Source organism: Hymenobacter mellowenesis (assembly GCF_030581005.1).
Classification (GTDB): domain Bacteria; phylum Bacteroidota; class Bacteroidia; order Cytophagales; family Hymenobacteraceae; genus Hymenobacter; species Hymenobacter mellowenesis.
The window spans coordinates 25,237-48,695 of sequence record NZ_JAUQSX010000008.1; the positions used below are offsets into that span (position 1 = coordinate 25,237).

Sequence of the window (23,459 nt, forward strand, 5' to 3'; positions counted from 1 at the left end):
CGAATTTTTGACAAAATGGAACTTATTTGTGATTTTTATTTGGTTCGCCTGACGTCCTTATTTTCAATGCAGTGCTTCTAGCCTATTCTGCTGCTTAGCGCGGCGAGTGGCCCCTCGCCGGTTCCGCCGATGGTCAGCCCAGCTCTTATCGCATTCATATATATAAAATAAAGACAACAGCACGAAGCCCAGGCCGCCCCCTTTTGCCGTATTACAAGCAGAAGATGCTCCAAGCCGCTCAGAAATAATCCAGCTTTTTTTTATGGCTTAAAAGCCGCATGAACAGCCTGCTGACTGGTTTTTTGACCAGCTTTCCTCCTTTTGCCCGGCTTGCAATACATTTGCTTTTTTGTATCTGCTTAAGCTTTCTTTCTACATTACATTGCCAAAAGCATGTACCTGTGTGCTGCCCGAAAGCATTGCCCAACGCATTTCCACCCCCTTTTCCACCCGTATTGTTCAACCTTTTCCCCCTTCACCCCATGCATACACCTTTACACGCGCGACAGCGCGGGCCTTTGAACTGGGCTTTGTTGCTGTTGGCGGCGCTGCTGTTCAACAGTGGTTCCCTTCGGGCGCAAACGGCCGACACGTACGATTTCAGGGCCAGCAGCGGTACCTACACCGCACTGACCGGCGGCACGCCCGTGGCGACCATTCTCGTCGATGATGAACTGTCGGGCACGATACCCCTGGGTTTCTCTTTTGTGTTCGATGGCAACACCTACACCTCCTGCAAGGTGTCGTCGAACGGCTGGCTGACGTTTAACCCCGCCGCCTCCGGCAACAGTCTGAACAATGACCTCTCAACCGGCACGGCCAGCGAACGGCCCCGGGTAGCGCCCTACTGGGACGACCTGAGCGGCACCAACGGCTCGGCCAGCTACCTCACCACCGGCACAGCGCCCAACCGGGTGTTCACGTTTGAGTGGCGCAACTGGATTCGGCTGGGCCAGGCCGGGTCTGCTTTTTCGATGCAAGTGCAGCTAGTGGAGGGCACCAACGCGGTGCGCTTCGTGTACCGCTTGGAAACCAGCCCGGTTACGGGTGTGACGGCTTCCATCGGCTTGTCGGGCGTCAATTCCTTCTTATCGCTGGCCAATACCAGCGCTTCGCCGCCGGTTAGCTCGTCGTCTGAGACGGACAACATCGCCACCTTTCCGGCCACGGGCCAAATCTATACGTTCACACCGCCCGTGGTGACGGCCTGCCCCACGCCGCGCAACCTGAACTCGGCCGTGAGCGGTGCTTCGGCCGCGGTGTCGTTTAGCGTGACCAACGCCACGCCCGGGCCGTTTACCATTGCCTACGGTCCGGCGAACTTCAATCCGAACCTGCCCAACTCCAGCACCAACGCCTACACGACTATTACGTCGACTGTGACGACGGTTGTGCTGACGGGCCTGGCAGCGGGCACTACTTACCAGTTCTACGTGATGCAGAACTGCGGCGGCTCGACGGGCAACAGCAACTATTCTAACCCCGGCACCTTCACCACCAACCCCAACCCGGCCACTAATAACGAATGCACCACGGCCGTGGCCCTGCCGGTGGGCGGCACCTGCACCTCGCCCACCACGGGCGCCGTGTTTGGCGCCACGCAAAGCCTGCCGCCCACCACGAACTGCACCAGCACGTCGGCCAACGATGTGTGGTATTCGTTCGTGGCCAATGGGGCTACGCAGACCATTGCTTTCACCCCGCAGTTTGCCGGGGTGCTGGATGTGCGTTCGGGCAACTGCACCACTTCCACCAGCATCTTCTGCACCTCGGTATCGGCTGGCAACGCCTCCACCAGCAATGTTGGGGGCCTGACCAACGGCCAGACGTATTACCTGCGCGTGTATGCTTCGACCAGCCCGGCTCCGGTGGCCGCCAGCAGCACGTTCACGCTGTGCGTGACCACGGGCCCGGTAGGCCCGGCCAACGATGAATGCGCCAATGCCGTCCCGCTCAGCGTGGGCGTTGCGTGCGCCGCGCCGGTGGCGGGCACTTTGCAGAATGCAACGCAGAGCCTGCCCCCCACGGCTGGCTGCGCGGGCATTAATGCCTACGATGCGTGGTATTCGTTTGTGGCCACGGGCCCTTCGCAGATTATCACCTTTGCTCCGCAGTTTGCCGGCATCATGAACGTGCGCTCGGGCGCTTGCGCCACTTCAACCAGCGTGTCGTGCGTGGCAACGGCCGCCGGCGCTACGAGCGTTAACACCATCACCGGCCTGACAAACGGCCAGACCTACTACGTACGGGTGTACAGCTCGGCGGCCACCCCGCCGGCGGGCACTGCCGCCGCGTTCTACTTGTGCGCATCGGGCCGGCCCACGGCTGCCCGCGCGCAAGCCGATACCGAAGCATTGGTGGTGTTCCCTAACCCTAGCAATACCGGCCAGCTCACCCTGCGCCTGGCAGGCACGGCCGGCCCCGGCCAGGCCACCCTGCTCAACGCCCTGGGCCAGGTGGTGCGCCGCCAGCAGCTGAGCAGCGCAACCGAGCAAACGTTCTCGACCCGGGCACTCGCCGCGGGCCTCTACACCCTGCGCGTGACGGTGGGCGAGCAGGTGCTCACCCGCAAAGTGGTGCTGGAATAGCCCTCCGCGTTCTGGTCTGAAGAAAAAGTAGCGGCGTCGGCACTGGCTGGCGCTGCTACTTTTTCCTGACGCTCCAAGCCAGGCCATTGGCGGCCGGCTATGCCAACTCATTGTGCTCCCACGCAAGCGCCGGTGCGGTGCACTGCGCTACGGCTGCGGCCGTCGGTATGGCAGGTGCTTCCGCATTTGCCGTTTCAAACTGCCAAGTTCTTTCACCTCTCTCCGTTCTTATTCTTTCAAGCCATGCAACACATTGTACCCATGAAATACCCACCGGGTGCGCAGGTCGCCCCCACTCCGGCTTCGCGCTGGTGGCACCTCCCCATGCTGTTGGTACTGTTCCTGATGGCTCCCAAGGCTTGGGCGCAGACCTACATCATTGGCACCAACCAAACGACCTGCGCCGGCACTATCTATGACTCGGGCGGGCCCAACGGCGACTACACCGACAATGAAAACCTGACCACGGTGATTACCCCGGCCACGGCGGGGGCCAAGGTGCGGCTCAATTTCTCGGCATTCAACCTGGAAAACAACTACGACTACCTGCGCATCTACGACGGCCCCACGGCGGCGTCCCCGCTGCTGGTTTCGCTCACGGGCACTACCCTACCCGGTCAGGTCCAGGCCATTAACGCCACGGGCCAGCTTACGCTCGTCTTCACCTCCGACGGCTCGGCCGTCCGCGCGGGCTTTGCAGCTGCCATCACCTGCGCCGTCAACGTACCCACCGTCACCTCTTTCACGCCTACGAGCGGGCCGGCTGGCACGTCGGTGGTCATCACGGGCACTAACTTCACGGGTGCTACGGCTGTATCATTTGCGGGTACCAGTGCCACGGCCTTCACTATCAACTCGGCCACCCAAATCACCGCCTTCGTACCGGCTAATACCCTCTCGGGCAGCGTCTGCGTGACGACCCCTTCGGGCACGGGCTGCTCCTCGGCCAACTACGACACCGGCAACTATGTGATTGGCGCCAGCCAGGCCATTACCACCTGCGCGGGCACCATCTACGATTCGGGCGGGCCTAATGGCAATTATAGCAACAACGAAAACCTGACGACGGTGATTACCCCGGCCACGGCCGGGTCCAAGGTTGTGCTTACGTTCTCGGCATTCGACCTGGAAAACAACTACGACTACCTGCGCATCTACGACGGCCCCACGGCGTCGTCGACGCTGATTGGTGCTTTCACGGGCACGGCTAACCCGGGTTCCGTTAATGCATCGGCGACCAACACCACGGGGCAGCTAACGCTCGTGTTTACCTCCGACGGCTCGGGTACGCCCACGGGCTTTGCGGCCTCAATAGCGTGCTCGGCCGCCGTGCCGGGCATCAGCAGCTTCACCCCAACCAGCGGCCTGCCGGGTACCAGCGTCGTCATCACGGGTGCAAACTTCACCGGCACCACGGACGTGACCTTTAATAACCTCTCGGCTACGAGCTTCGTGGTGAATTCACCCACACAGATTACGGCTGTGGTGCCCTCAGGTGCCACCACCGGCCGCATTCGGGTGATTAATACGGCCTCTGCTACCAGCAGCACCAACTTCACGGTGCCCGCACCGACTGTAACCAGCTTCACGCCTACCACGGGCGGCGGCGGCACCTCGGTAGTCGTCACCGGCACCAACTTCACCGGCGCCACGGCCGTTGTCATCGGCGGAACCGGCGGAACCAACGTGCCCACTTTCACCGTCAACTCGGCTACCCAAATTACTCTTACCGTGCCCAACAGCGCGCTGGGTGGCCCCATTTGCGTAACCACGCCCGCCGGCTCTTCCTGCTCGACGGCTACTTTCACCACCGGCACCCCGACTTATATCATTGGTACGAACCAGACCACCTGCTCCGGGATAATCTACGATTCGGGGGGAGCATCCGGGCAATACACTGACAACGAGAACCGTACCACGGTGCTCACGCCGGCCACTACCGGGGCGAAAATATCGCTCACATTCTCGGTGTTCGACACGGAGAGTTCTCTTGATGTCCTGCGCATCTACGACGGCCCCACGGCTTCGGCAGCGCTGATTGGCAGCTACAGCGGCACCACGAACCCTGGTACTGTAAGCGCCTCCCTGGCCAATCCCACGGGGCAACTCACGCTGGTATTCACGTCGGACGGCTCGGTCACTCGCGCGGGCTTCGCAGCTTCTATTGAGTGCTTGAGCTGCTACCCGGTAACGAACCTGACGGCCACCAACGTGACCACCACTTCGGCCGTGCTGAACTTCACGCCTGGCCTGGGCAACAGCAGCTACCGCGTGACGTACACGCCCACCAACGGCACGGCCACCACGGTTACCGCCACGTCTTCGCCCTACACCCTGACGGGCCTGGTGCCGGCTACGCCCTACACCATCAGCATTCAGCCCCTGTGCGCCACGGGTTCGACCACAGCCACGACTACCGTTACGTTCACGACGCTGCTGCCCAACGACGAGCCTTGCGGCGCCCTCGGCTTGCGGGCCACACCCCTCACGGCGTCGAACTTGGGCGCCACCACGAGCGTGCAGAACGGCATCAATACGCCCAGCTGCGGCGGTGGGCCGCTGCCCAAGGATGTGTGGTTCACCTTCACGGCCACGGCCACCTCGTCGACGCTGACGCTGACCGGCAACGCCGCCGGCACGGTGCGCGTGTTCACGACGGGCAACTGCTCGACGGGCACGTTTGCAGAATTTTTCTGCCGCGGTAGCGGCACCAACAACACTACCGTGGGCACCGTGACGGTGCCGGGCCTGACGGCCGGCACGCGCTACTACGTGGCCGTGAACGGCTTCGGCAGCTCCGATGCCGCGGGCTCCTTTACCATTGCAGCCACCAACGTACTGGCCACTAAAGCCCAGGCCAACACCAACGCCCTGGTGGTGTACCCCAACCCCAGCAACACCGGCCAGCTGACCATCAAGCTCAACGAGCTGCGGGGCGCGGGCCATTTGACGCTGTTCAATGCGCTGGGCCAGGCTGTGCGGACCCAGGCCCTGAGCGGTGCCGCCGAGCAAACCATTTCCACGCAAGCCCTCGCCACTGGCCTTTACACCCTGCGCGTGACGGTGGGCGAGCAGGTGCTCACCCGCAAAGTGGTGCTGGAATAGCCCGTTGCCTGCCTCAAGGGCACAAAAAAAGAGCCGGCAGGTTGCCGGCTCTTTTTTTGTGCGCGCTGGTTTTCCGTTATTCCACCACCAGCTTGCGGGTGGCGCGGCCGGCTGCGCTTTCGGCATGCACCAGGTAGGTGCCAGCCCGCAGGCCGCTCAGGTCCAGCACAGCGGAGAGAGTGCCGTCGGGCTGTAGCTCTCGCACGGCCCGGCCCGCCAGGTCGCGCACCGTGAGGCGGGAAGTGGCGACAGGCAGCTGCACGGTGGCCTGGCGGTGCGCCGGGTTGGGGAAGATATCGAAGGCTAAAGCTGCGGCCGGGCGGGTGGCGGTGGGCACGTAGGCGCGGTTTTCGAGCACCAGAATCCGGTCGTCGGTAGTGGCGGGGGCGCCGCGGCCGTCGCGGTTGCTGGTGCCGATGTACACCTTGCCCTGCGGGGACACGCAAATGGCGCGCAGCCGGCCAAACGTGGTGAGGTAGCCGGTAGAAGGCAAAATGGACTGGCCGCCCGCCGCCAGGGGCAGTTGCAGTAGAGAAGCGTTTTTGAGTAGGGCCAAAAGCAGGCTGCCTCGCCAGGCCGGGATGGCCGGGTGGTTGTAGTAGACCAGTCCGGCCGGGGCAATGGTGGGCGTCCAAGTGGTGAGGGGTTCGCGCACGTTGTTGGCGGCGCAGAAGGTGGCTTCGGCGGGCAGGTTGCAGTAGCCTTCCACGGTGGGCCAGCCGTAGTTGCGGCCGGCTTCTATTTTGTTGATTTCGTCGTCGTTGTTGGGGCCGTGCTCCGAGCTGTAGAGGCTGCCGTCGGGCAGCTGCACCAAGCCCTGCGGGTTGCGATGCCCGAAAGTGTAGACCGGGCTGCCCGGTATCGGGTTGCTGGCCGGAATGCTGCCGTCGAGGTTCAGGCGCAGGATTTTGCCGTTGAGCGAAGCCGTATTTTGCGCCTGGGGCTGCTGCTGGGCATCGCCGGTGGTCATGAGGAGAGTGCCATCGGCCAGCACCAGCAGGCGCGAGCCGCTGTGTGAGGTGGCCGCATCGATGCCGCCCAACAGCACCAGCGGCGCCGTAAGCGTGCCCGCGGCGGCCGAGTAGGTATAGCGCACCAGCTTCTCCTTGAGGGCGCCGGCCGCCGTGTAATTGTACACTACATATACGTAGGGCGAGGTGGCAAACTGCGGGTGCAGGGCCAGGCCGAGCAGGCCGCTTTCGCCAGTGGGCGTCACGTCGGGCAGCGTGAGCAGGGCCTGCACCTGGCCCGTGGCTGGGTCGACGCGGCTGATGCGGCCGTAGCGCTCGGTCATCCAGATGAAGTTGTCGGGGCCCCACACCAGCTCCCACACGGTATTTAGGTTGGTGGTCAGGGCCGACACGGTGACGGTGGCCGCGCCCACCGGAAAGGTGCTGAGAGCGGGCGCCTGCGCGCAGGCGGCCAACGGCAGCGCCGCTGCCCAAAAGGCCAGCGTGGCATTACGTAAGTAGTTCATGGCAATAGGCGTATGGCAGTAAGCGTGAATGAGAAAAGCCGTTGAATAGCTAACGGAACCTGCGCCCGGGCGGATGCCACGCCCGGCACTTTTGTAGCTTGCGGGCACATTCTTTCCCCGCCTTCTCATGTCCGATTTCCTCACCGAAACCCACCTCAGCGGCTACACTCTCAGCACCGACCCGGGTCGGCTCGACGTCGCGGCCATTCACCGCTGGCTGAGTGAAGAGTCGTATTGGGCCAAAAATATTCCGCTGGCCACCGTGGAGCGGGCCATTGCCCACTCGCTTAACTTCGGCCTCTACGCGCCCGACGGCGCCCAAGCCGGCTTCTGCCGCGTGGTGACGGACCGGGCCACGTTTGCCTGGCTATGCGACGTGTTTGTGCTGCCCGCGCACCGCGGCCACGGGCTCTCGAAGTGGCTGGTGCGCCAGATGCTGGCCCATCCCGACTTGCAAAACCTGCGCCGCCACCTGCTCGCTACCTTCGATGCGCACACACTCTACCAACGATTCGGCTACGAGCCCTTGGACCGGCCCGACCGCTGGCTCGAAATCAAGAAGGATAAGCCGTATGGTTGAGGCGCGTGCAGGCCTTCCCGATTGAAAGAGCCATCTAAACGATATACTTCTACCCTTATGTACCTGTTCCGGACTTTTATACAGCCTTCGGCCAAGCATTACCCAGTCTGTTTGCTGGTGTTCCTCCTGAATATCGTCCTGACTTCCGGGGCTGATGCCCAGCAGCTGAACATCAAAAACGATGCCTTCTGGAATACCACCGACGGCCAGCCCATTTATAGTCAGGGCGGCGGAATCTTCACCTTCAAAGACCCCAAGTCCGGACAGGAGAAATATTACTGGTACGGCGTGCATTACAAGGAGGCAGAAACTTACCGCAACGCCCCCAACAAAACCCTGCCCCAGGCGAGCTACGAATCGGTAACCTGCTACACGTCGACCGACCTGGTGCATTGGACGTCGGAAGGCGACGCCCTGACCAAGGCCGAGGCCCTGCCCGACGGCCGCCCCACCTGGGTGGGCCGCCTGGGCGTGGCCTATTTGAAGGAAAGCGGCCAGTACGCCATGCTGGTGCAGCACGGCGCGGAGGTGCTCATTGCCGTGGCCAGCCAGCCGGCCGGCCCATTCAAGTGGCACCGGAAAATCAACATGCTAGACCGCATCGGCACGACTAACACCGGCGACCAAACCGTCTTCACCGATGCCGACACCGGCAAGTCGTATTTGGTGTATTCGTACGGGCGGGGCCGCAGCAAAATCTACGTTTCCGAAATTGGCCTACGCAACGGCCAGGTGGATTTGCTCGATTGCACCAAGGTGTTTGAAGGTGCCGGCCGCGAGGGCAACTGCATGTTCAAGTACCAGGGCAAGTACTACATGGCGGCGTCCAACCTGTACGGCTGGGATGCTTCGCTCGCCTATTACCTGGTTTCCGATAACATCAGAGGGCCATACGAACCTGCCAACAACATGCGCGTGCTGGAAGGCAGCGCCGACGATTACGCCCATGTCACGCAAACCGGTTTTTTTGTGAATGTGAAAGGCAGCCGGCAAGAAACCGTGCTGTATTGCGGCGACCGGTGGGCCGATTTTGCCGGCAACGGCCTAGGCTACAATCAATGGACTCCCTTGTCCTTCGCCGGGGCCACGCCATACTTCAATTCGCTGGGGTCGTGGAATCTGGATGCCAAAACCGGCGAATGGGAGGTGGCGGCCGACAACAACTACGCGAAGAACGGGAGCTTCGAAGCCGACCGCAAACAAATGCCGAGCCCGGTGAAGCCGGTGCAGACTTACCTGCTGGGCTGGGAAACCACCGTGCTCAAAGGCAACGTGGTTTCGCTCGACACCGCCACCTCGCCTGTGCTCAACTACAACAACACCGAGGAGGAACGAAAAAGAGTTGTCGGTGAGAAAAGCCTCAATATCAGCGACAAGGTGCCCTTCGAGCGCCGGGTGTCACAGGTCATTCGCTCGTCGCCCTACGTGAAACTGCCCAACGGCTTCTACACGCTCACCGCCAGTATGAAGAACACGGCAGGCTTTTCCAACCTGGAAATGTATGCCGAAACCGCTGGCAAGCGTTTGGCTCACAGAGTAAAGCGGGCCAATCCACAGTGGACAACCATCGTGCTCAAACGCATACCCGTTAAGGATGGCAAAGTTGAAATCGGTTTCCGGGCAGTTGGCGCGGCCCGGGCTTCGTGCCGGGTGGATGATGTTTCGCTGGTGCTGGAGAAGTGACGGCGCTCAGTGGTCAACGCACTTCCTGAAGCCATCTACTTCGCCGGGCTCGTCCACTTATTGTCCCGAATCCGAAAGCGCCACGGCAGCCCCGCCGCCTCGGCCCCCGCGTACTCCAGCCCCACGCGGGCGCTAGCTACAACGTCACTTACCGCCTCGCCGTGGTCTTCAAACCAGAGCACCTCGCCCGTCACGGACAGGCCGGTGAGGACCGGGGTGATGCCCAGCGCCTGGCTCAGCAGCCCCGGGCCGGCGGTGAAGCCGCGCTTGGCGGCAGCCAAGCCGCGGCGGCGCAGCATTTCCTCGATGCCTGCGGTGGGTTCGATGGCCCGGATGAGCACGGCGTCGGGGTGGGCGGCGTCGTGAGTGGCGATGTTGAACAGCGCGTAGCGGTTGTACACGGTGTAGATGTAGGCCGCGCCGCCGGGCACGTGCAGGCCCTGCGCCTGATGGCGCTTACGCTGCAGATGCATCGTGAGGGAGTTGTCGCCCTCGTGCCGGTAAGCCTCGGTTTCGACCACCCGGCCGGCCGTCACAATACCGTCGATGTTGGTATAGAGGTGCTTGCCGAGCAGGTCGCGGGCAATGGTCAGCACGTCGGGGCGCCGGAAGAAGGCAGCGGGCAGTTTGGAATGCGGCATAGGTTTCAGCGGACGCGGTAGCGGAGCCCGATGCTGAGCAGCCAGGGTTGCTGCTGCCACGGCAGGCGCGTGGTGGGCTGGTCGTTCACGCGCAGGTCTACGTCGGCGCTGGGCAAATCGACGGTGGCGCTGCTGCGGAACAGAAAAAAGCCGCTTTCCTCGTCCACTTGCAGTTGGGTTTTGCGGCGTAGCGGCACCAGGTAGCTGGCATCGGCCACCAGCTCGAACTTGTGGCTCAGCTCCAGGCCCAGGCCCAGGCTGGGGCGCAGGGCGTCGCTCACGGTCTGGATGCGGGCGCTTAGCTCGTCGGCGCTGAGGTGGGTGCCGGCCACGCGCAGGCCGCTGTCGGGGTTGTCGAAGGTGCCCAACGGCAGGCCCACCGTCTGGCGGAGGTAGCCAAGGCCGGCGCGGCCGTAGAGTGGGCGGTGGCCAGGGTTGAAGTTGTGCTCGTAGCTCAGGCCCGCTTCCCAGCCGTCGCCCTTAAACTGCCGATGCAGGCGCTGCGTGGCCAGGCGCACGGCCAATTCCTTCGTCAGGGCATATTGGTATTCAAACTGCACGAAGACGGTCAAATCCTGCGCGCGCACCGGGGCCGTGCGCTGCATTTGCAGGCCATAGCCGGCCGGCGCATACGCCACCGCGAGGCCGGCGGCGGGCACGGCCAACGGCCAAGCGCCTAGGTGCCAGCCGTAGCTGAAGCGCTTCAGAAAGCGGTCGAAGGCGCTGAGCTGCTTCTGCTGCGGGTCGGTGCCGGCCTCTGCAGAAGGTTTGAACAGGGAGTCGGCCTGCTGCTGGCGCTTTTGGTCGAACAGGATTTTTTGCACCGCCGCCGGGGGTAGCAACGTGGTGTGGCCCTTCCAGAAAGCCGAGTCGTAGGCCACGGTGTTGCGCAAAAACACGTCGTAGAGCTGTGCCCGCTCGGTGTAGCCGGGCCGGGGCGTCTGGGCCGTGTCGATGGCCGTGGTGAGGAATTCACCGAAGAATTTCAGCGGCGGCCCCACGGGCAGTTTGGCTTCGGTTTGCCACCACACGGTTTTCAGGTGCCAGCGGCCGGCGTACAATTGGTACGCCACGCGCAGAGCGCGCGAGTCGGCGATGTCGCGCGCGCCTCGGTTGAGGCCGGCGGCCGTGTAGTGCCACTCGGCCCCCAGAAAGGCGTAGCTGTCCTGCTCGATGTACATGCGGCCCTCGAAAGCGGCGCGGCGGGTGCCGGCCTTCGGCCCGAAGGTGATGACGTACACCGGCCGGTCCTGAAACGTGCTGCCGGGCGCCAGGCGGTAGTCGTAATCCTTGAAATGGGCCGGGTCGATGAAATCCGAGCGGCGGTGCACGAAATCGCCCATGTGCGCGATGAACGGCCCGCCGGCCCAGTCGATGCGAATGGGCGTGCGGTCGCGCCGCAAATCGACCTTGCGCGACTGCTTTATTTGAATGTCGCCCTCCGCCGTGCGCTTTGTATACGACTCCTTGAAGGCTAGCACCAGGCCCTCAGCCAGGTAGCGCGGCTGCCCGGCCGGGTCGTTGTCCGACTCGCGGTAGAAGCCCGTGAGCTGCGTGGGCCGCACGGGGTAGTTGCGCGGAATGCGCGCCACGGCCTCCCGCACAATGCCCAGCACCGAGCCCGTCACCTGCACCTCGCCCAGCGCGGCCGGACTGATTTTCAATTCAATGCGCAGTTCCGGCCCCGGCAGCGGCGGCAGGGCGCGGGTGTATTTGCGGTAGCCGAGCAGGGCCACTTCCAGCCGCTCGTCCAGCAGCGCCGCCGGAATGCTCAAGGCAAAGCGCCCGTCGTCGTTGGTGCTCGTGCCGATGCGGTTGTCGGCCACGCCTACCTGCGCGTTCGGGATGGGTTGGTGGGTTTCGGCGTCCAGCACTTGGCCGCGCAGCAAAACGGGGGCTTGCGCCAGCACGGGCCCGGCCAGCAACACCAGCCAAACCAAGCGCAATAGGCGGAGCATTGGAAACGTTAGCGGTTTTACCATAAAATGGCTTGGGGAAGCGGGTCTGCTGGAGTCGGCGGCCTTCATCTGGTACGCTTGCCGCGAAAAAACAGGCCGGGCGCGGACGGCTCACGGCTTGGCAAATTATTCAACAACCATTGAGTTCCCAACGGCGTGACTACCACGGCCAGTATTTGAGCGGCAGATTTTCTGCACTTTTCAACAGACGTTGCTTTTCCGCCTTAACTACCTACTACGCAATTGTTTCACCACACCAGGAAAATAGCCGCCGCGCTGGGGCTGCTAGGCCTGGCAGGCTGCCGGGCATTCGACCCTGCACTGCTCGCGCCCACGCCCGAAACCCTGCCCGCCCGGCTGCCACCCTTGGCGGCCGAAGTCCGACTGCCGCATTTTTTCGTCAGCCGCGATTCTCAAACCGTGGCCACGGATGTGCGCACCCTGTTTGGGCGCGAAGTGCGCGAGGTGCTGGTCGATTCCTCCGGCACGCCCCAGGGCTTCGCGGTGCTCACCGCTCGCCGCGTCCGCTACGGCACAGGGCCGGTTTATTCGTACATCTCGGGCCTGGCGTTTGGCGGGATGAACCTGTTGGGGTTTCCATTCGCCCGCTACCGCTGCGCTGTCGATTTGCAGCTCGACGTGCGCAACCAGCGCCGCGAACTGGTAGGCACCTACTACGCCCAGGAGCAAGCCACGGCCACGGCGGGCTTCTACAGCCGTGCCAACTATGCGCAGCCCGAGCGGGTGCTCTACCTGCAGTGCGTCCGGCAGGGGCTGACGCAGATTAGGGCGCAGCTGCAGCCCGAAATCCCCCGCCTTCGGGAGGAGCTGGCGCCGTAAGGCTAGCGGCCGGCCGGCACCAGCTTGCCCACCAGGTACTCGGCAATCTGCACAGCGTTGGTGGCGGCGCCCTTGCGCAGATTGTCAGCCACCACCCACATATTGAGAGTGCGGGGCTGGGTTTCGTCGCGGCGCAGGCGGCCCACCAGCACGGCGTCGCGGCCGTGGCTGTCTTTGGGCATGGGGTAGCGGTTGGTGCTGGGGTCGTCCACCAGCTCCACGCCGGGCGTATTGGCCAGGATTTCGCGCACCTCGGCCAGGTCGAATTCGCGCTCAAACTCCACGTTGATGGACTCGGAGTGGCCGCCCATCACCGGAATCCGCACACAGGTGGCCGTGACGCGGATGCTGTCGTCGCCCATGATTTTCTTGGTCTCATTCACCATCTTCAGCTCCTCCTTAGTGTAGCCGTTGGGCTCGAACACGTCGATGTGCGGCAGCACGTTCAGGTCGATGGGGTGCGGGTAGGCGGGGTTGGTGGCGGGCTTGCCGGCGCGCTCTTCGAGGAGCTGGTCCACGGCTTTTTTGCCGGTGCCCGTCACGCTTTGGTAGGTGCTCACCACAATGCGCTGCACCTTGTAGGCCTTGTGCAAGTCATTCAACGCCACCACCATCTGAATGGTGGAGCAGTTGGGGTTGGCAATGATTTTATCCTCCGGCGTGAGGGTATCGGCATTCAGCTCGGGCACCACCAGCTTCTTGGTGGGGTCCATGCGCCAGGCCGAGGAATTGTCGATAACGGTGGTGCCCACGGCGGCAAAGCGCGGCGCGTGCTCCTTGCTCACGGAGCCGCCGGCCGAGAAGATGGCGATGTCGGGCCGGGCTGCAATGGCGTCGTCCATGCTCACCACGGGGTATTTCTTTCCCAGGAACTCCACCTCCTGGCCCACCGACCGCGCCGAGGCCACGGGCAGCAATTCAGTAAGGGGAAACTGACGCTCGGCCAATACTTTCAACATCTCGGTGCCCACCAAACCGGTGGCACCCACAACAGCAATTTTCATGGAAAAAGCAGAAAGATAAAAAGCTGCGCCTTCGAGGGGCGCCGAACGACAAATGTCGCCACAAATGGACTACTTTAGACGTTGCGTAGGCTTACGCTGCGCTTTGCAACAAATCGTTTGTCATCCTGAGCACAGCGAAAGACCTGCTCACGTCAGCACGAATGGTCCTAACGTGAGCAGGTCTTTCGCTGTGCTCAGGATGACAACACTTCACCCCTCATTGGCTTCAATGAAACACCTTTTACTGCTGCTCCTGCTGTTCCCCCTCTTCGCTCACGCCCAAATGAGCGACGATTTTACGGATGGCAACTTCACCGCTAACCCCGCCTGGACCGGCGACGTGGCCAGCTTTCAGGTGAACACGCAAATCCTGCAAAGCAACGGCCCGGCCGTGACGGGCACCCAGTTGCAGCTGGTGACGCCGGTGCAGGCCGTGACGGGCACCACCTGGGAATTCTGGGTTAACCTGCGCCTGGCCACTTCCAGCGGCAATCTGGCCGATGTGTGGCTGATGTCGGAGCAGGCCGACCTCAAGGCCACCGGCAACCGCGGCTACTTCGTGCGCCTGGGCGGCACCCCCGACGAGGTGGCCCTATTCCGCAAAGACGCCACCGGCAACCCGGTTTACGTCGTGGACGGGGCCGACGGGACCTTGCCTACCACCACCACGGCCAGCACGGCCAGCACCACGCGCGTGCGTGTGACCCGCAGCCCGGCCAACGTCTGGACCCTGGAACGCGACCTCAGCGGCGGGCGCACCTTCGTCTCGGAAGGCTCGGCCACCGACGCCACCTACCAGCGCAGCCAGTACCTGGGCGTACTGTTGGTGTATTCCTCGCTGAACGGCCGCAATTTCTATTTTGATGATTTCGTCGTCACCGACAACACCCCGCCGCAGCTGACCGACGTGGCCGTGGCCGGCCCCAACCAGCTCGACGTGCTGTTCAACGAACCCGTGGCCATCAGCACGGCCGCGACCAATTTCCGCCTGAGCAGCGGCGCCGTGCCCACCACGGCCGTGCGCAGCACCACCGACCCCGGCCAAGTGCGCCTCACCTTCGCGGCGACGCTGCCCACCGGCGCCAACACCCTGGAGGCCCGCAACGTGGCCGACCTCTACGGCAACGTGGCCGCCGGCCCGCTCACGCTGGGCTTTACCATTGCGGCCCCCACCGTGGGGCCGGGCTACCACCAACTGCTCATCAGCGAGATATACGCCAACGAAGTGGCGCCTGCCGGGTCACCGGCGGCTACCTACGCATCGGAATTCGTTGAGATTTACAACCCCACGGCCAATGTACTGGACCTGGGCGGCGTGCGCCTCTCGCGCACCAGCAGCACGGGCCCGGCGGCCGTGTTTCCGGCCGGGGCCGTGCTGCAGCCTGGCGAGTACGCCGTGGTGTGCGGCAGCACCCGCACCAGCCAGTTTGCCAGCTCGGGCAAAGTGTTCGGGCTCACCAACTTCCCGGCCTTGCTCAACGCCGGCGACCAGCTGCTGCTGCGCGACCGCCAGGGCCGGGCCGTGTTTGAAGTATCGTATTCCGACACCTGGTACCAGGACCCAGTGAAACGCGGCGGCGGCTGGAGCCTGGAGATGGTGGACACCGGCCAGCCCTGCTCCGATGGGCAAAACTGGATGGCCAGCACCGACCCCACCGGCGCCACGCCCGGCCGCCGCAATTCGGTGGCCACCAACAACCCCGACCGCACGGCGCCGGCCCTGCTCAGCGCCGCGGCCAGCAGCGCTACCACCGTTCGCCTCCTATTCGGCGAAAAGCTCGACAGCACGCTCATGGCCAACGCGGCCCTGTATACCCTGCAGCCGGCCGTGGCCGTGCAGCGCGCCGTCGTGCTGCCCTACGATTTCCGGGCCGTTGAGCTGACGCTGGCCGCCGCGCTGCCCATCAACCAGGCCACCACCGTGGCCGTGCAGCGCGCTACCGACTGCGTGGGCAACGGCACCGGGCCGGTCACGTCGGCGGCTTTCACATACTACGGTCCACCCGTGGCACCGCGGCTCAACCAGCTGGTGCTCACCGAAATCATGGCCGATGAAGACCCGCCGGTGGGATTGCCGAAAGCCGAGTTTGTGGAGATTTTTAATTCTACGGCCACGCTGCTCGACCTGGGCGGCGTGCGCCTGCTAAAGCCCAGCACGACTACGGCAGCCGTGTTTCCGGCCGGGACGGTGCTGCGGCCGGGCGAGTACGCCGTGGTGTGCGGCACAACAGCCGCCCCGCTCTTCAACCAGTTTTTTGCCTCGGCTACCACCGCCCCGCGCGTGTTCGGGCTGACCAGCTTTCCGTCATTGAGCAACGGCGGCGACCAACTGGTGCTGCGCGGGCGCGACGGCCGCACGTTGTTCGAAGTCGCGTACTCCGATGCGTGGTACCGCGACGCCAACAAAAAGAACGGCGGCTGGAGCCTGGAAATGATTGACACCAGCAACCCCTGCGCCGGCGCCAACAACTGGACGGCCAGCGTGGACCCGCTGGGCGGCACGCCCGGCAAGGTGAACTCGGTGCGCGCCGCCAACGCCGATGCCAACGCCCCCACCCTGCTGCGCGCCGTGGCTCTGAATGCCACCACTGTGCGGGCCTACTTCTCGGAAAAGCTCGACAGCACCTCGGCCGCCAACGCCGCCCGCTACGCCCTGGCCGCCCCCGGCCCGGCCGTGACGCGGGCCGCCCCCGTATCCCCTGATTTCCGCCAAGTAGACCTGACGCTGGCCGCCGCCCTGCTGCCCAGCCGCCCCACCACCCTCACCGTGCAAACGGCTACCGACTGCGTGGGCAATGCCAGCGGCTCCCTGCAATCGGCCACGCTGGCGCTGCCGGAGGCGGCCGTGAGCGGCGATGTGGTGATAAACGAGCTATTGTTCAACCCGCGCACCGGCGGCGTGCGCTTTGTGGAACTGCTAAATCGCAGCAACAAATTCATTGACCTGCAGGGCTGGCAAATCGGCAATCTGAAGCCCGACAACAGCGTGGATGCCGACGTGCTGGGCACCGCGCCGCTGGTGTTGGCGCCAGGCCAGCTGCTGGCTTTCAGCACGAGTACGAATACCATTATTTCGCAATACCCCACCAGCAGCGACGAAGCGAACCTGGTGCAAATAAGCGGTTTTCCGACCTTCCCGGATGCCAGCACGGCCTTGCTATTCAATGCCACAGGCATTGAAATCGACCGGTTTGCCTACAGCAAAACCATGCACCTGAGCTTGCTGGCCTCGCAGGAAGGCGTGTCACTGGAGCGCATTCGGGCGGCGGGGCTGAGCAACGGCAGCAACTTCCACTCGGCGGCCAGCGCGGTGGGCTACGCCACGCCCGGCCGCCCCAACTCGCAAGCCCAGGATGCGGTGGGCGGCGACCAGGAGTGGGCCGTGGCACCCGAAGTATTCACCCCCGACGACGACGGCCAGCAGGATTTTGCCACCCTCAACTACCACCTCGACCAGCCCGGCTACGCCGCCACCGTGACGGTGTACGACGCCCTGGGCCGCCTCACGCGCCGCCTCGTGCGCAACGAAACCCTGCCCACCACCGGCTTCGTGCAGTGGGACGGCATCGACGACCGGGGCCACAAGGCCGCCGTGGGCTATTACATTCTACTGGTCGAATTATTCCGCCCCAACGGTGGCGAAAAGCGCGAATTCAAGAAGACTGTGGTGCTGGGCGCGCGATTTTAGACGCTTCGCTTAATGAGAAATGCGGAACTTCATGGAACGTCATGTCGAGCGCAGCCGAGACGTTCCATGAAGTTCCGTTGGCCCACGCCTCATTAAACCCCGCTTGCTGGTTCGCGTCTTAAAGACATGAACAGCGCCCAGCAACTCCAGCACTTATACTGGCGCGCCGGCTTCGGCCCGCGCCCGCAAGACGTGTCCGCCGGCCTCAGCCCGCGCAAAGCCCTGCGTCAGCTCCTACACGATTCCGAGAAGTACGAGCCCCTGGTCGGCCCGGCCCTGAGCTACGCCGACCCGCAGGGTATGGCCATGACCGACCCGGCTTCCATCAAAAACAACCCCGTGCCGAACGGCATGGTGACCACGCCCGACCAGCCCGCCCCTCCCGGCGCACCCGTGCCGCCGGTGGCGCCCATGCGCCCGCGGGCAGCTTTCCGGGGCGGCACCATTGCGGCCGGCGTGCCTCGCCTGCGCCGCGCCGACCTCACACCCGAGCAACGCAAGATGCAGAACGAGGGCATCCGCGACGCTTACAACAACATGAGCACGGCTTGGATGGAGCGCATGGCCACCTCGCCAGCCCAGCTACGCGAGAAGATGGTGCTGTTCTGGCACGGGCACTTCGCCTGCCGCGTGCGCCAGCCCGATGCGGCCCTAAGCCTGCACAACGCCATGCGCCAGCACGCGCTGGGCAAATTTCCCGACCTGCTGCTGGCCGTGAGCCAGGAGCCGGCTATGCTGCAGTTCCTCAACAACCAGCAAAACCGCAAGGAGCACCCCAACGAAAACTTCGCCCGCGAGGTGATGGAGCTCTTCACGCTGGGCCGCGGCAACTACACCGAAAACGACGTGAAAGAAGCCGCCCGCGCCTTCACCGGCTGGGGCTCCGACTACCAGGGCCGCTTCAAGTTCCGGGAGCGGGAACACGACGCGGGCAGTAAAACCTTCCTCGGCAAAACCGGCAACCTGACCGGCGAGGACGTGCTCCAGCACATCCTGGCGCAGCCGGCGGCGGCCACGTTTCTGGTCACGAAAATCTACCGCTTCTTCGTGAACGACGTGCCCAACCCGGCCCACATCGAGCCGCTGGCGGTGGCCTTCCGCAGGAGTGGTTACGACCTGACCGATTTGATGGAGCGCCTGTTTTCGGCCGACTGGTTTTACGAGCCGGCCAACGTGGGCACCCATATCAAGAGCCCCGTGGAACTGCTGGCGGGCATTCGCCGCACGCTCAACGTGAAGATTGACAACAGCCAGCCGCTGCTGGGCTACCAGCGCGCGCTGGGCCAAAACCTGTTTCAGCCGCCGAACGTGGCCGGCTGGCCCGGCGGCCGCAACTGGATAGATTCGTCGTCGCTGCTGCTGCGCCTGCAGCTGCCTTCCATCCTCTTCAAAAACGCCGAATTCGCGGTGGCGCTCAAGCAGGACGAGAATGACATCGCCCCGAATATGACCAAGGCCGAGCGCACCGTGCGGCCCGGCGCGGGCGCCCACCTGCCGCTGGCCCCGCTGCAACAGCTGCTGGGCGCAACGCCCGCCGCCCAGCAGCCCGAGAAGCTCAGTGCCTTTTTGTTACAAGCCAACATCCGGCCCGAGAATTTGCAGCTGGTGCAGCAGGCGGCGCAGCAGAAAGAGCCGGCCGAGGCGTTGCGCGCCACGCTGGTGAGCTTGCTGAGTCTGCCGGAATATCAGCTGGCGTAACTGAGTTGAAATTCAATTTTTTAATGTCATGCAGAGCGCAGCGAAGCATCTTTACTGCTTAAGTAAATGAATTGCGTTGGGCGGTAAAGATGCTTCGCTGCGCTCTGCATGACGTTCTGATATTTCAATTGCCCCCTTTCCTCCTTCCTTTTCCGAAAACAAACTTATGGCTACCACCCGCCGCGAATTCCTCCGCAACTCCGCCCTGGCCAGCACGCTGCTGCTGGTACCCAAGTTTCTGCACGCCCTGGACCGCGGCCCCGGCCTGGCCCGGCTGCGCGACGCTACTGGTGCCCGCCGCCTGATTGTGGTGCAGCTGGGTGGTGGCAATGATGGGCTGAACACCGTCATTCCTTACAAAAACGACCTGTACTATAAGGCCCGGCCCACGCTCGGCATCAAAGAAGCCGATGGGATTCTGGCGCTGGATAAGGATATGGGCCTGCACCCGGCGTTGAAAGGGCTGAAAGGGCTGTACGACCAGGGCCAGCTGGCCGTGCTGAACGCCGTGGGTTACCCCAACCCCGACCGCTCGCACTTCCGCTCGATGGACATCTGGCAGTCGGGCTCGGGCTCCGACCAAGTGGTGAGCACCGGCTGGCTGGGCCGCTACCTTGATTCGAGCTGTCCCGACTGCCAGCGGCCATACAACGCGCTCGAAATCGACGACACGTTGAGCCTAGCCATGAAAGGCGCCCGGCGCAAGGGCTTGGCTCTAAAAAACGCTGATAAATTCCACCAAATCACCCAAAACCGCTTTCTCTCCAAGGTGAGCAAGGAAGCCGCGCCCGAGCATCAGGACCAGGTAGACTACCTCTACAAGACGCTGGCCGAAACCGCGTCGTCGGCCGATTACCTGTACGACAAGTCGAAGATTTACAAGTCGACGGTTACCTACCCGAACTCCGATTTCGGCAAAAACCTGAAAACCACCGCCGAGCTGATTAACTCCGGCGTGGAATCGCGGGTGTTTTACCTGGCTTTGTCGGGTTTCGATACCCATGTGCGGCAGCAGGAGCAGCAGCAGCGCCTTTTCACCGACCTCGGCAATGGCCTAGCCGCCCTGGCCGATGACCTGCGCCAGCACGACCAGTGGAACAACACGCTGGTGCTGGTGTTCAGCGAGTTTGGCCGGCGCGTGGGCCAGAACGCCAGTAACGGCACCGACCACGGCACGGCTAACAACCTCTTCCTGGCCGGCGGCGCCCTCCAGAAAAAAGGCGTCCTCAACGACGCCCCCGACCTCGCCAACCTCGACCAGGGCGACCTGCGCCATCAGGTCGATTTCCGCAGCATCTACGCCAGCGTACTCAAAGACTGGCTGGGGGCCGACGACACCGCCATCCTCGGCACCGGCTTCGAGCGCATGCCGGGGCTGGTGTAGTCCGCTTCATCTTTCCAACTTAACCGCCCGGTTTTCTGACAGAAGGCCGGGCGGTTTTGTATTCGGCGGAGTAGCTTGCGCGCTCATCGTTTTAGCTACCCATGAATCGATTTTTAGGTGCCGCCTGTCTTTTGGCAGGGCTGGCCATTGCGCCGATTATCGGCCAGGCCCAAACTACTCCGGCTGCTTACACCGGCCCGCACTACCCCGGCGGCCCCGATTCGCTCCGGGCTTTGATGTACCGCAGCGCCCGGCTGTTTGGCGCCGGGCAAACCGGCCTGGCCGTGGTGCGGGTAGAGTTGAAGGATGGCCGCGAGCCCACCAACTTCAAGGTGTGGGGCGCCAACCCGCCTGAGCTCATGACGAACAAGGCCGCCCAAGGGGCGCTGAGCTACCTGCAAACCCACATGTTGGCCCTGGAGCCTGGTACTCCCGACCCTGATGCCAAACCGGGCCGCGTGCCCCGCACCTTTGTCGCGCTCGATTTTTCGACGCCGTTGGCCGCGCAACCATATGCCTATGCCGACACGGACCCGGTTTTCCCGGATTTTGCCGCGCTCTTGCGGGCGCAGCGCAACGTCTATCTAGAGCGCGCTCTGGCCATCCCCTCCATCCTCGCCAATCTGACTTCGCCCAAAAAAGGCCTATCGACCTACATGCAGATGCAGACGAAATACCCGGCGGAGGCGCTGCGCGCGCAGCAGCAAGGCGCCGTTTATGTGTACTTTGAAGTGGCTCCCAGCGGTGCCATCGAACACGCCCAGATTATCAGCTCGGCCGGCGCGGCCCTCGATGCCGAGGTGCTGCGCGTGGTGAAGACGCTGCCCGCAGCCACTGTGCCGGCCATGCTGCAGGGCCAGCCCGTGCGCATTTTCTACCTAATGCCCCTCACCTTCAAAATCCAGTAACGCTACCGCCCAAACACCGCGCTGGCCAGCGCAAGCACGGCCCGGCGCGTGGGCTCGGGCTGCTCCAGATACGAGAGGTGGCCGCTGCCTTCCAGAAACAGGGCCGAGCCCACGGGCGGTAGCGCGGCCTGACGCACGGCGTCCTCAAAATGCACGGCCACGTCGTGCTTGCCGGCCACCATCAACATCGGAAAAGCGGCTTTGCTGAGCACGGCAGTGCGGTCGGGCCGGGCCGCCATACCGCGCAGGGCGCCGGTGATGGTGGTTTCGGGGGTGGCTTTGCCGATTTCTTCGAGCAGGCCGCGGGCGTCGGTCAGCCGGTCGCGGTTGGTGGGCGCGAAGAGCGGGCGCACGAACGATTCCATGAACTTGGCCACGCCGTATTTCTCCACGAAGCCGATGTTCTTTTCGCGGTTCTGGCGCTTCTCGTCGGTGTCGGCCAGGGCCGTGGAGTTGATGAAGGCCAGGCCGGCCACGCGCTGGGGCCAGCGCTCGGCCAGGGCCAGGGCCACGTAGCCGCCCATGCTGTGGCAGACAAGCAGCACCGGGTGGGGGCAGTCTTTCTGGTTGAGGTAGTCGATGACGTGGCGGGCCTGGGCTTCCATCGAGAAGTCGGGCACGGGAGCCAGGTTGGTGCCGTGGCCGGGCAGGTTGGGCGTCAGCAGCCGGTAGTCGTCGGGGAAGGAGCGGGTGAAATCAGTCCAGACCTCGCGGCTTTCGGCAAAGCCGTGGAGGAAAACGATGGTGGGCAGGTGGGACGGCGTGGGAGTCATAGGAGCAATTACCTTGCGAAACGGTTGGGGGCCACGGTTTCCGAAGATGCCTCGGGCCAGCCGGCACCAGCGTTTCAATTCCACCAAAACTACTCATGCAGATTGCACGGCGCCGTATTCCTTATTTTATGGCCATTGGCATTGGGCTCTTGTATTCTCTGACAGCGCGCTTCGTGCTGGGCGAAGAATTCATCAACGACAGCGGCCTGCTCACCGGTTCGTTTTTGTGCATCACGCCCGTGGCCATTGGCGCCATCACGGCCCACTACTCGCCGCCGACGGAGGGCAAATGGCGCCGGCTGGTGGTGGCGCCATTCTCAGCGGTGATGCTTTTTCTGTTCTTCGCGCTGCTATTTCATTTGGAAGGCTTTATCTGCATTGTCATTATCGGCCCGCTGTATCTGCTGCTGGCCTGTATCGGGGCTTCTTTTTACGCAGGCCTGGCCGACCCGCAGGAAAAAAAGAACGACAAAACCCTGGTCGTAACCGCCTTCGCTCTGCTCCCCTTCCTGGCCGCGCCGCTCGAAAACCAGCTCAGCAACCCCGACTCCTTCCGGCGCATCGAAAACACGGTCATCATCAACGCCCCGCCCGCCGTGGTCTGGCAGCACATCATCCGCGTGGCGCCCATTCAGGCGCATGATTTGGGTCATAGTCTGATTGACGACATCGGCTTTCCGCGCCCGGTGGAAGCCACGCTCACGCACGAGGGCGTGGGCGGCGTGCGCCACGCCACCTTCGAGCGCGGCGTCGAGTTCATCGAAACCGTGGACGACTGGCAGCCGTTGCGGCGTCTCTCGTTCAGCATTGTACCCAACACAGCCACCATTCCGCCTACCACGTTCGATGAGCACGTCATCGTGGGCGGCCGGTTTTTCGACGTGCTGCGCGGCACCTACGAGCTGCAGCCCGCCGGCCCCGGCCGCACCCGGCTGGTGCTCCACAGCGAGCAGCGCCTCAGCACCCACCTCAACTGGTACGCCGGCCTCTGGACGGGCTACGTGATGAGCGAAATCCAGGGCCGCATCCTGGCCGTGCTGCAACGACGCTGCGAGGCTGCAGGCGCCACCGCTGCTGCCGTGGCGGCGCGACCGCACTACAGCCGTTTCGGCTTTATTGCACACAATTGAAC

General features: G+C 63.5%; 15 protein-coding genes. 10 read left to right on the forward strand and 5 right to left on the reverse strand.

Annotated elements, in window-relative coordinates; translation table 11 throughout:
• Positions 1 to 482 precede the first annotated feature (482 nt).
• Positions 483 to 2,588 carry a T9SS type A sorting domain-containing protein gene (locus Q5H92_RS15620; protein WP_305012476.1) on the forward strand — a complete coding sequence of 702 codons (2,106 nt, stop codon included), beginning with the start codon at positions 483 to 485 and terminating at the stop codon, positions 2,586 to 2,588.
• 243 nt (positions 2,589 to 2,831) lie between these two features.
• Complete coding sequence (locus Q5H92_RS15625; RefSeq protein WP_305012477.1) at positions 2,832 to 5,693, forward strand: CUB domain-containing protein; 2,862 nt, start codon at positions 2,832 to 2,834, stop codon at positions 5,691 to 5,693.
• 76 nt (positions 5,694 to 5,769) lie between these two features.
• On the opposite strand, the gene Q5H92_RS15630 is transcribed toward Q5H92_RS15625, so the two are convergent.
• A complete protein-coding gene (locus Q5H92_RS15630) occupies positions 5,770 to 7,170 on the reverse strand; it encodes a PQQ-dependent sugar dehydrogenase (RefSeq protein ID WP_305012478.1) in 1,401 nt (466 codons plus the stop codon).
• Positions 7,171 to 7,297: 127 nt separating this feature from the next.
• On the opposite strand from Q5H92_RS15630, the gene Q5H92_RS15635 reads away from it, so the two are divergent.
• On the forward strand, positions 7,298 to 7,750 hold the full coding sequence (locus tag Q5H92_RS15635; protein WP_305012479.1) for a GNAT family N-acetyltransferase: 453 nt from the start codon (positions 7,298 to 7,300) through the stop codon (positions 7,748 to 7,750).
• Between the two features lie 117 nt (positions 7,751 to 7,867).
• On the forward strand, positions 7,868 to 9,433 hold the full coding sequence (locus Q5H92_RS15640; protein WP_305012480.1) for a family 43 glycosylhydrolase: 1,566 nt from the start codon (positions 7,868 to 7,870) through the stop codon (positions 9,431 to 9,433).
• Between the two features lie 35 nt (positions 9,434 to 9,468).
• Here the strand turns inward: Q5H92_RS15640 and Q5H92_RS15645 are convergent, their stop codons facing one another.
• On the reverse strand, positions 9,469 to 10,074 hold the full coding sequence (locus Q5H92_RS15645) for a DNA-3-methyladenine glycosylase (RefSeq protein ID WP_305012481.1): 606 nt from the start codon (positions 10,072 to 10,074) through the stop codon (positions 9,469 to 9,471).
• 5 nt (positions 10,075 to 10,079) lie between these two features.
• A complete protein-coding gene (locus tag Q5H92_RS15650) occupies positions 10,080 to 12,032 on the reverse strand; it encodes a carboxypeptidase-like regulatory domain-containing protein (RefSeq protein ID WP_305012482.1) in 1,953 nt (650 codons plus the stop codon).
• A 243-nt stretch (positions 12,033 to 12,275) separates the two neighbouring features.
• On the opposite strand from Q5H92_RS15650, the gene Q5H92_RS15655 reads away from it, so the two are divergent.
• The gene (locus tag Q5H92_RS15655) at positions 12,276 to 12,872 is read left to right on the forward strand and encodes a hypothetical protein (RefSeq protein WP_305012483.1); all 597 of its coding nucleotides are present in this window, start codon (positions 12,276 to 12,278) and stop codon (positions 12,870 to 12,872) included.
• Between the two features lie 2 nt (positions 12,873 to 12,874).
• Here the strand turns inward: Q5H92_RS15655 and Q5H92_RS15660 are convergent, their stop codons facing one another.
• Positions 12,875 to 13,876: an aspartate-semialdehyde dehydrogenase gene (locus Q5H92_RS15660; RefSeq protein WP_305012484.1), complete on the reverse strand. Its 1,002-nt coding sequence runs from the start codon at positions 13,874 to 13,876 to the stop codon at positions 12,875 to 12,877.
• Between the two features lie 229 nt (positions 13,877 to 14,105).
• Here Q5H92_RS15660 and Q5H92_RS15665 point away from each other — a divergent pair, with 229 nt between their 5' ends.
• The 4 genes from Q5H92_RS15665 (at position 14,106) to Q5H92_RS15680 (ending at position 21,554) form a co-directional block, all read left to right on the forward strand.
• On the forward strand, positions 14,106 to 17,564 hold the full coding sequence (locus Q5H92_RS15665) for a lamin tail domain-containing protein (RefSeq protein WP_305012485.1): 3,459 nt from the start codon (positions 14,106 to 14,108) through the stop codon (positions 17,562 to 17,564).
• 126 nt (positions 17,565 to 17,690) lie between these two features.
• The gene (locus Q5H92_RS15670; RefSeq protein ID WP_305012486.1) at positions 17,691 to 19,262 is read left to right on the forward strand and encodes a DUF1800 domain-containing protein; all 1,572 of its coding nucleotides are present in this window, start codon (positions 17,691 to 17,693) and stop codon (positions 19,260 to 19,262) included.
• A 166-nt stretch (positions 19,263 to 19,428) separates the two neighbouring features.
• Entirely contained in the window at positions 19,429 to 20,646 is a 1,218-nt protein-coding gene (locus Q5H92_RS15675; protein WP_305012487.1) for a DUF1501 domain-containing protein, read from the forward strand.
• 101 nt (positions 20,647 to 20,747) lie between these two features.
• On the forward strand, positions 20,748 to 21,554 hold the full coding sequence (locus Q5H92_RS15680; protein ID WP_305012488.1) for an energy transducer TonB: 807 nt from the start codon (positions 20,748 to 20,750) through the stop codon (positions 21,552 to 21,554).
• A 2-nt stretch (positions 21,555 to 21,556) separates the two neighbouring features.
• On the opposite strand, the gene Q5H92_RS15685 is transcribed toward Q5H92_RS15680, so the two are convergent.
• Complete coding sequence (locus Q5H92_RS15685) at positions 21,557 to 22,327, reverse strand: alpha/beta fold hydrolase (RefSeq protein ID WP_305012489.1); 771 nt, start codon at positions 22,325 to 22,327, stop codon at positions 21,557 to 21,559.
• 128 nt (positions 22,328 to 22,455) lie between these two features.
• Here Q5H92_RS15685 and Q5H92_RS15690 point away from each other — a divergent pair, with 128 nt between their 5' ends.
• Positions 22,456 to 23,457 carry an SRPBCC family protein gene (locus Q5H92_RS15690; protein ID WP_305012490.1) on the forward strand — a complete coding sequence of 334 codons (1,002 nt, stop codon included), beginning with the start codon at positions 22,456 to 22,458 and terminating at the stop codon, positions 23,455 to 23,457.
• The last annotated feature ends 2 nt before the right edge of the window (positions 23,458 to 23,459 follow it).

Coding starts and splice junctions, on each gene's coding strand:
- Q5H92_RS15630 (WP_305012478.1), bottom strand. CDS start 7,170: ATGAACTACTTACGTAATGCCACGCTGGCCTTTTGGGCAGCGGCGCTG.
- Q5H92_RS15690 (WP_305012490.1), top strand. CDS start 22,456: ATGGCCATTGGCATTGGGCTCTTGTATTCTCTGACAGCGCGCTTCGTG.
- Q5H92_RS15680 (WP_305012488.1), top strand. CDS start 20,748: ATGAATCGATTTTTAGGTGCCGCCTGTCTTTTGGCAGGGCTGGCCATT.
- Q5H92_RS15635 (WP_305012479.1), top strand. CDS start 7,298: ATGTCCGATTTCCTCACCGAAACCCACCTCAGCGGCTACACTCTCAGC.
- Q5H92_RS15670 (WP_305012486.1), top strand. CDS start 17,691: ATGAACAGCGCCCAGCAACTCCAGCACTTATACTGGCGCGCCGGCTTC.
- Q5H92_RS15620 (WP_305012476.1), top strand. CDS start 483: ATGCATACACCTTTACACGCGCGACAGCGCGGGCCTTTGAACTGGGCT.
- Q5H92_RS15625 (WP_305012477.1), top strand. CDS start 2,832: ATGCAACACATTGTACCCATGAAATACCCACCGGGTGCGCAGGTCGCC.
- Q5H92_RS15675 (WP_305012487.1), top strand. CDS start 19,429: ATGGCTACCACCCGCCGCGAATTCCTCCGCAACTCCGCCCTGGCCAGC.
- Q5H92_RS15660 (WP_305012484.1), bottom strand. CDS start 13,876: ATGAAAATTGCTGTTGTGGGTGCCACCGGTTTGGTGGGCACCGAGATG.
- Q5H92_RS15665 (WP_305012485.1), top strand. CDS start 14,106: ATGAAACACCTTTTACTGCTGCTCCTGCTGTTCCCCCTCTTCGCTCAC.
- Q5H92_RS15685 (WP_305012489.1), bottom strand. CDS start 22,327: ATGACTCCCACGCCGTCCCACCTGCCCACCATCGTTTTCCTCCACGGC.
- Q5H92_RS15645 (WP_305012481.1), bottom strand. CDS start 10,074: ATGCCGCATTCCAAACTGCCCGCTGCCTTCTTCCGGCGCCCCGACGTG.
- Q5H92_RS15650 (WP_305012482.1), bottom strand. CDS start 12,032: ATGCTCCGCCTATTGCGCTTGGTTTGGCTGGTGTTGCTGGCCGGGCCC.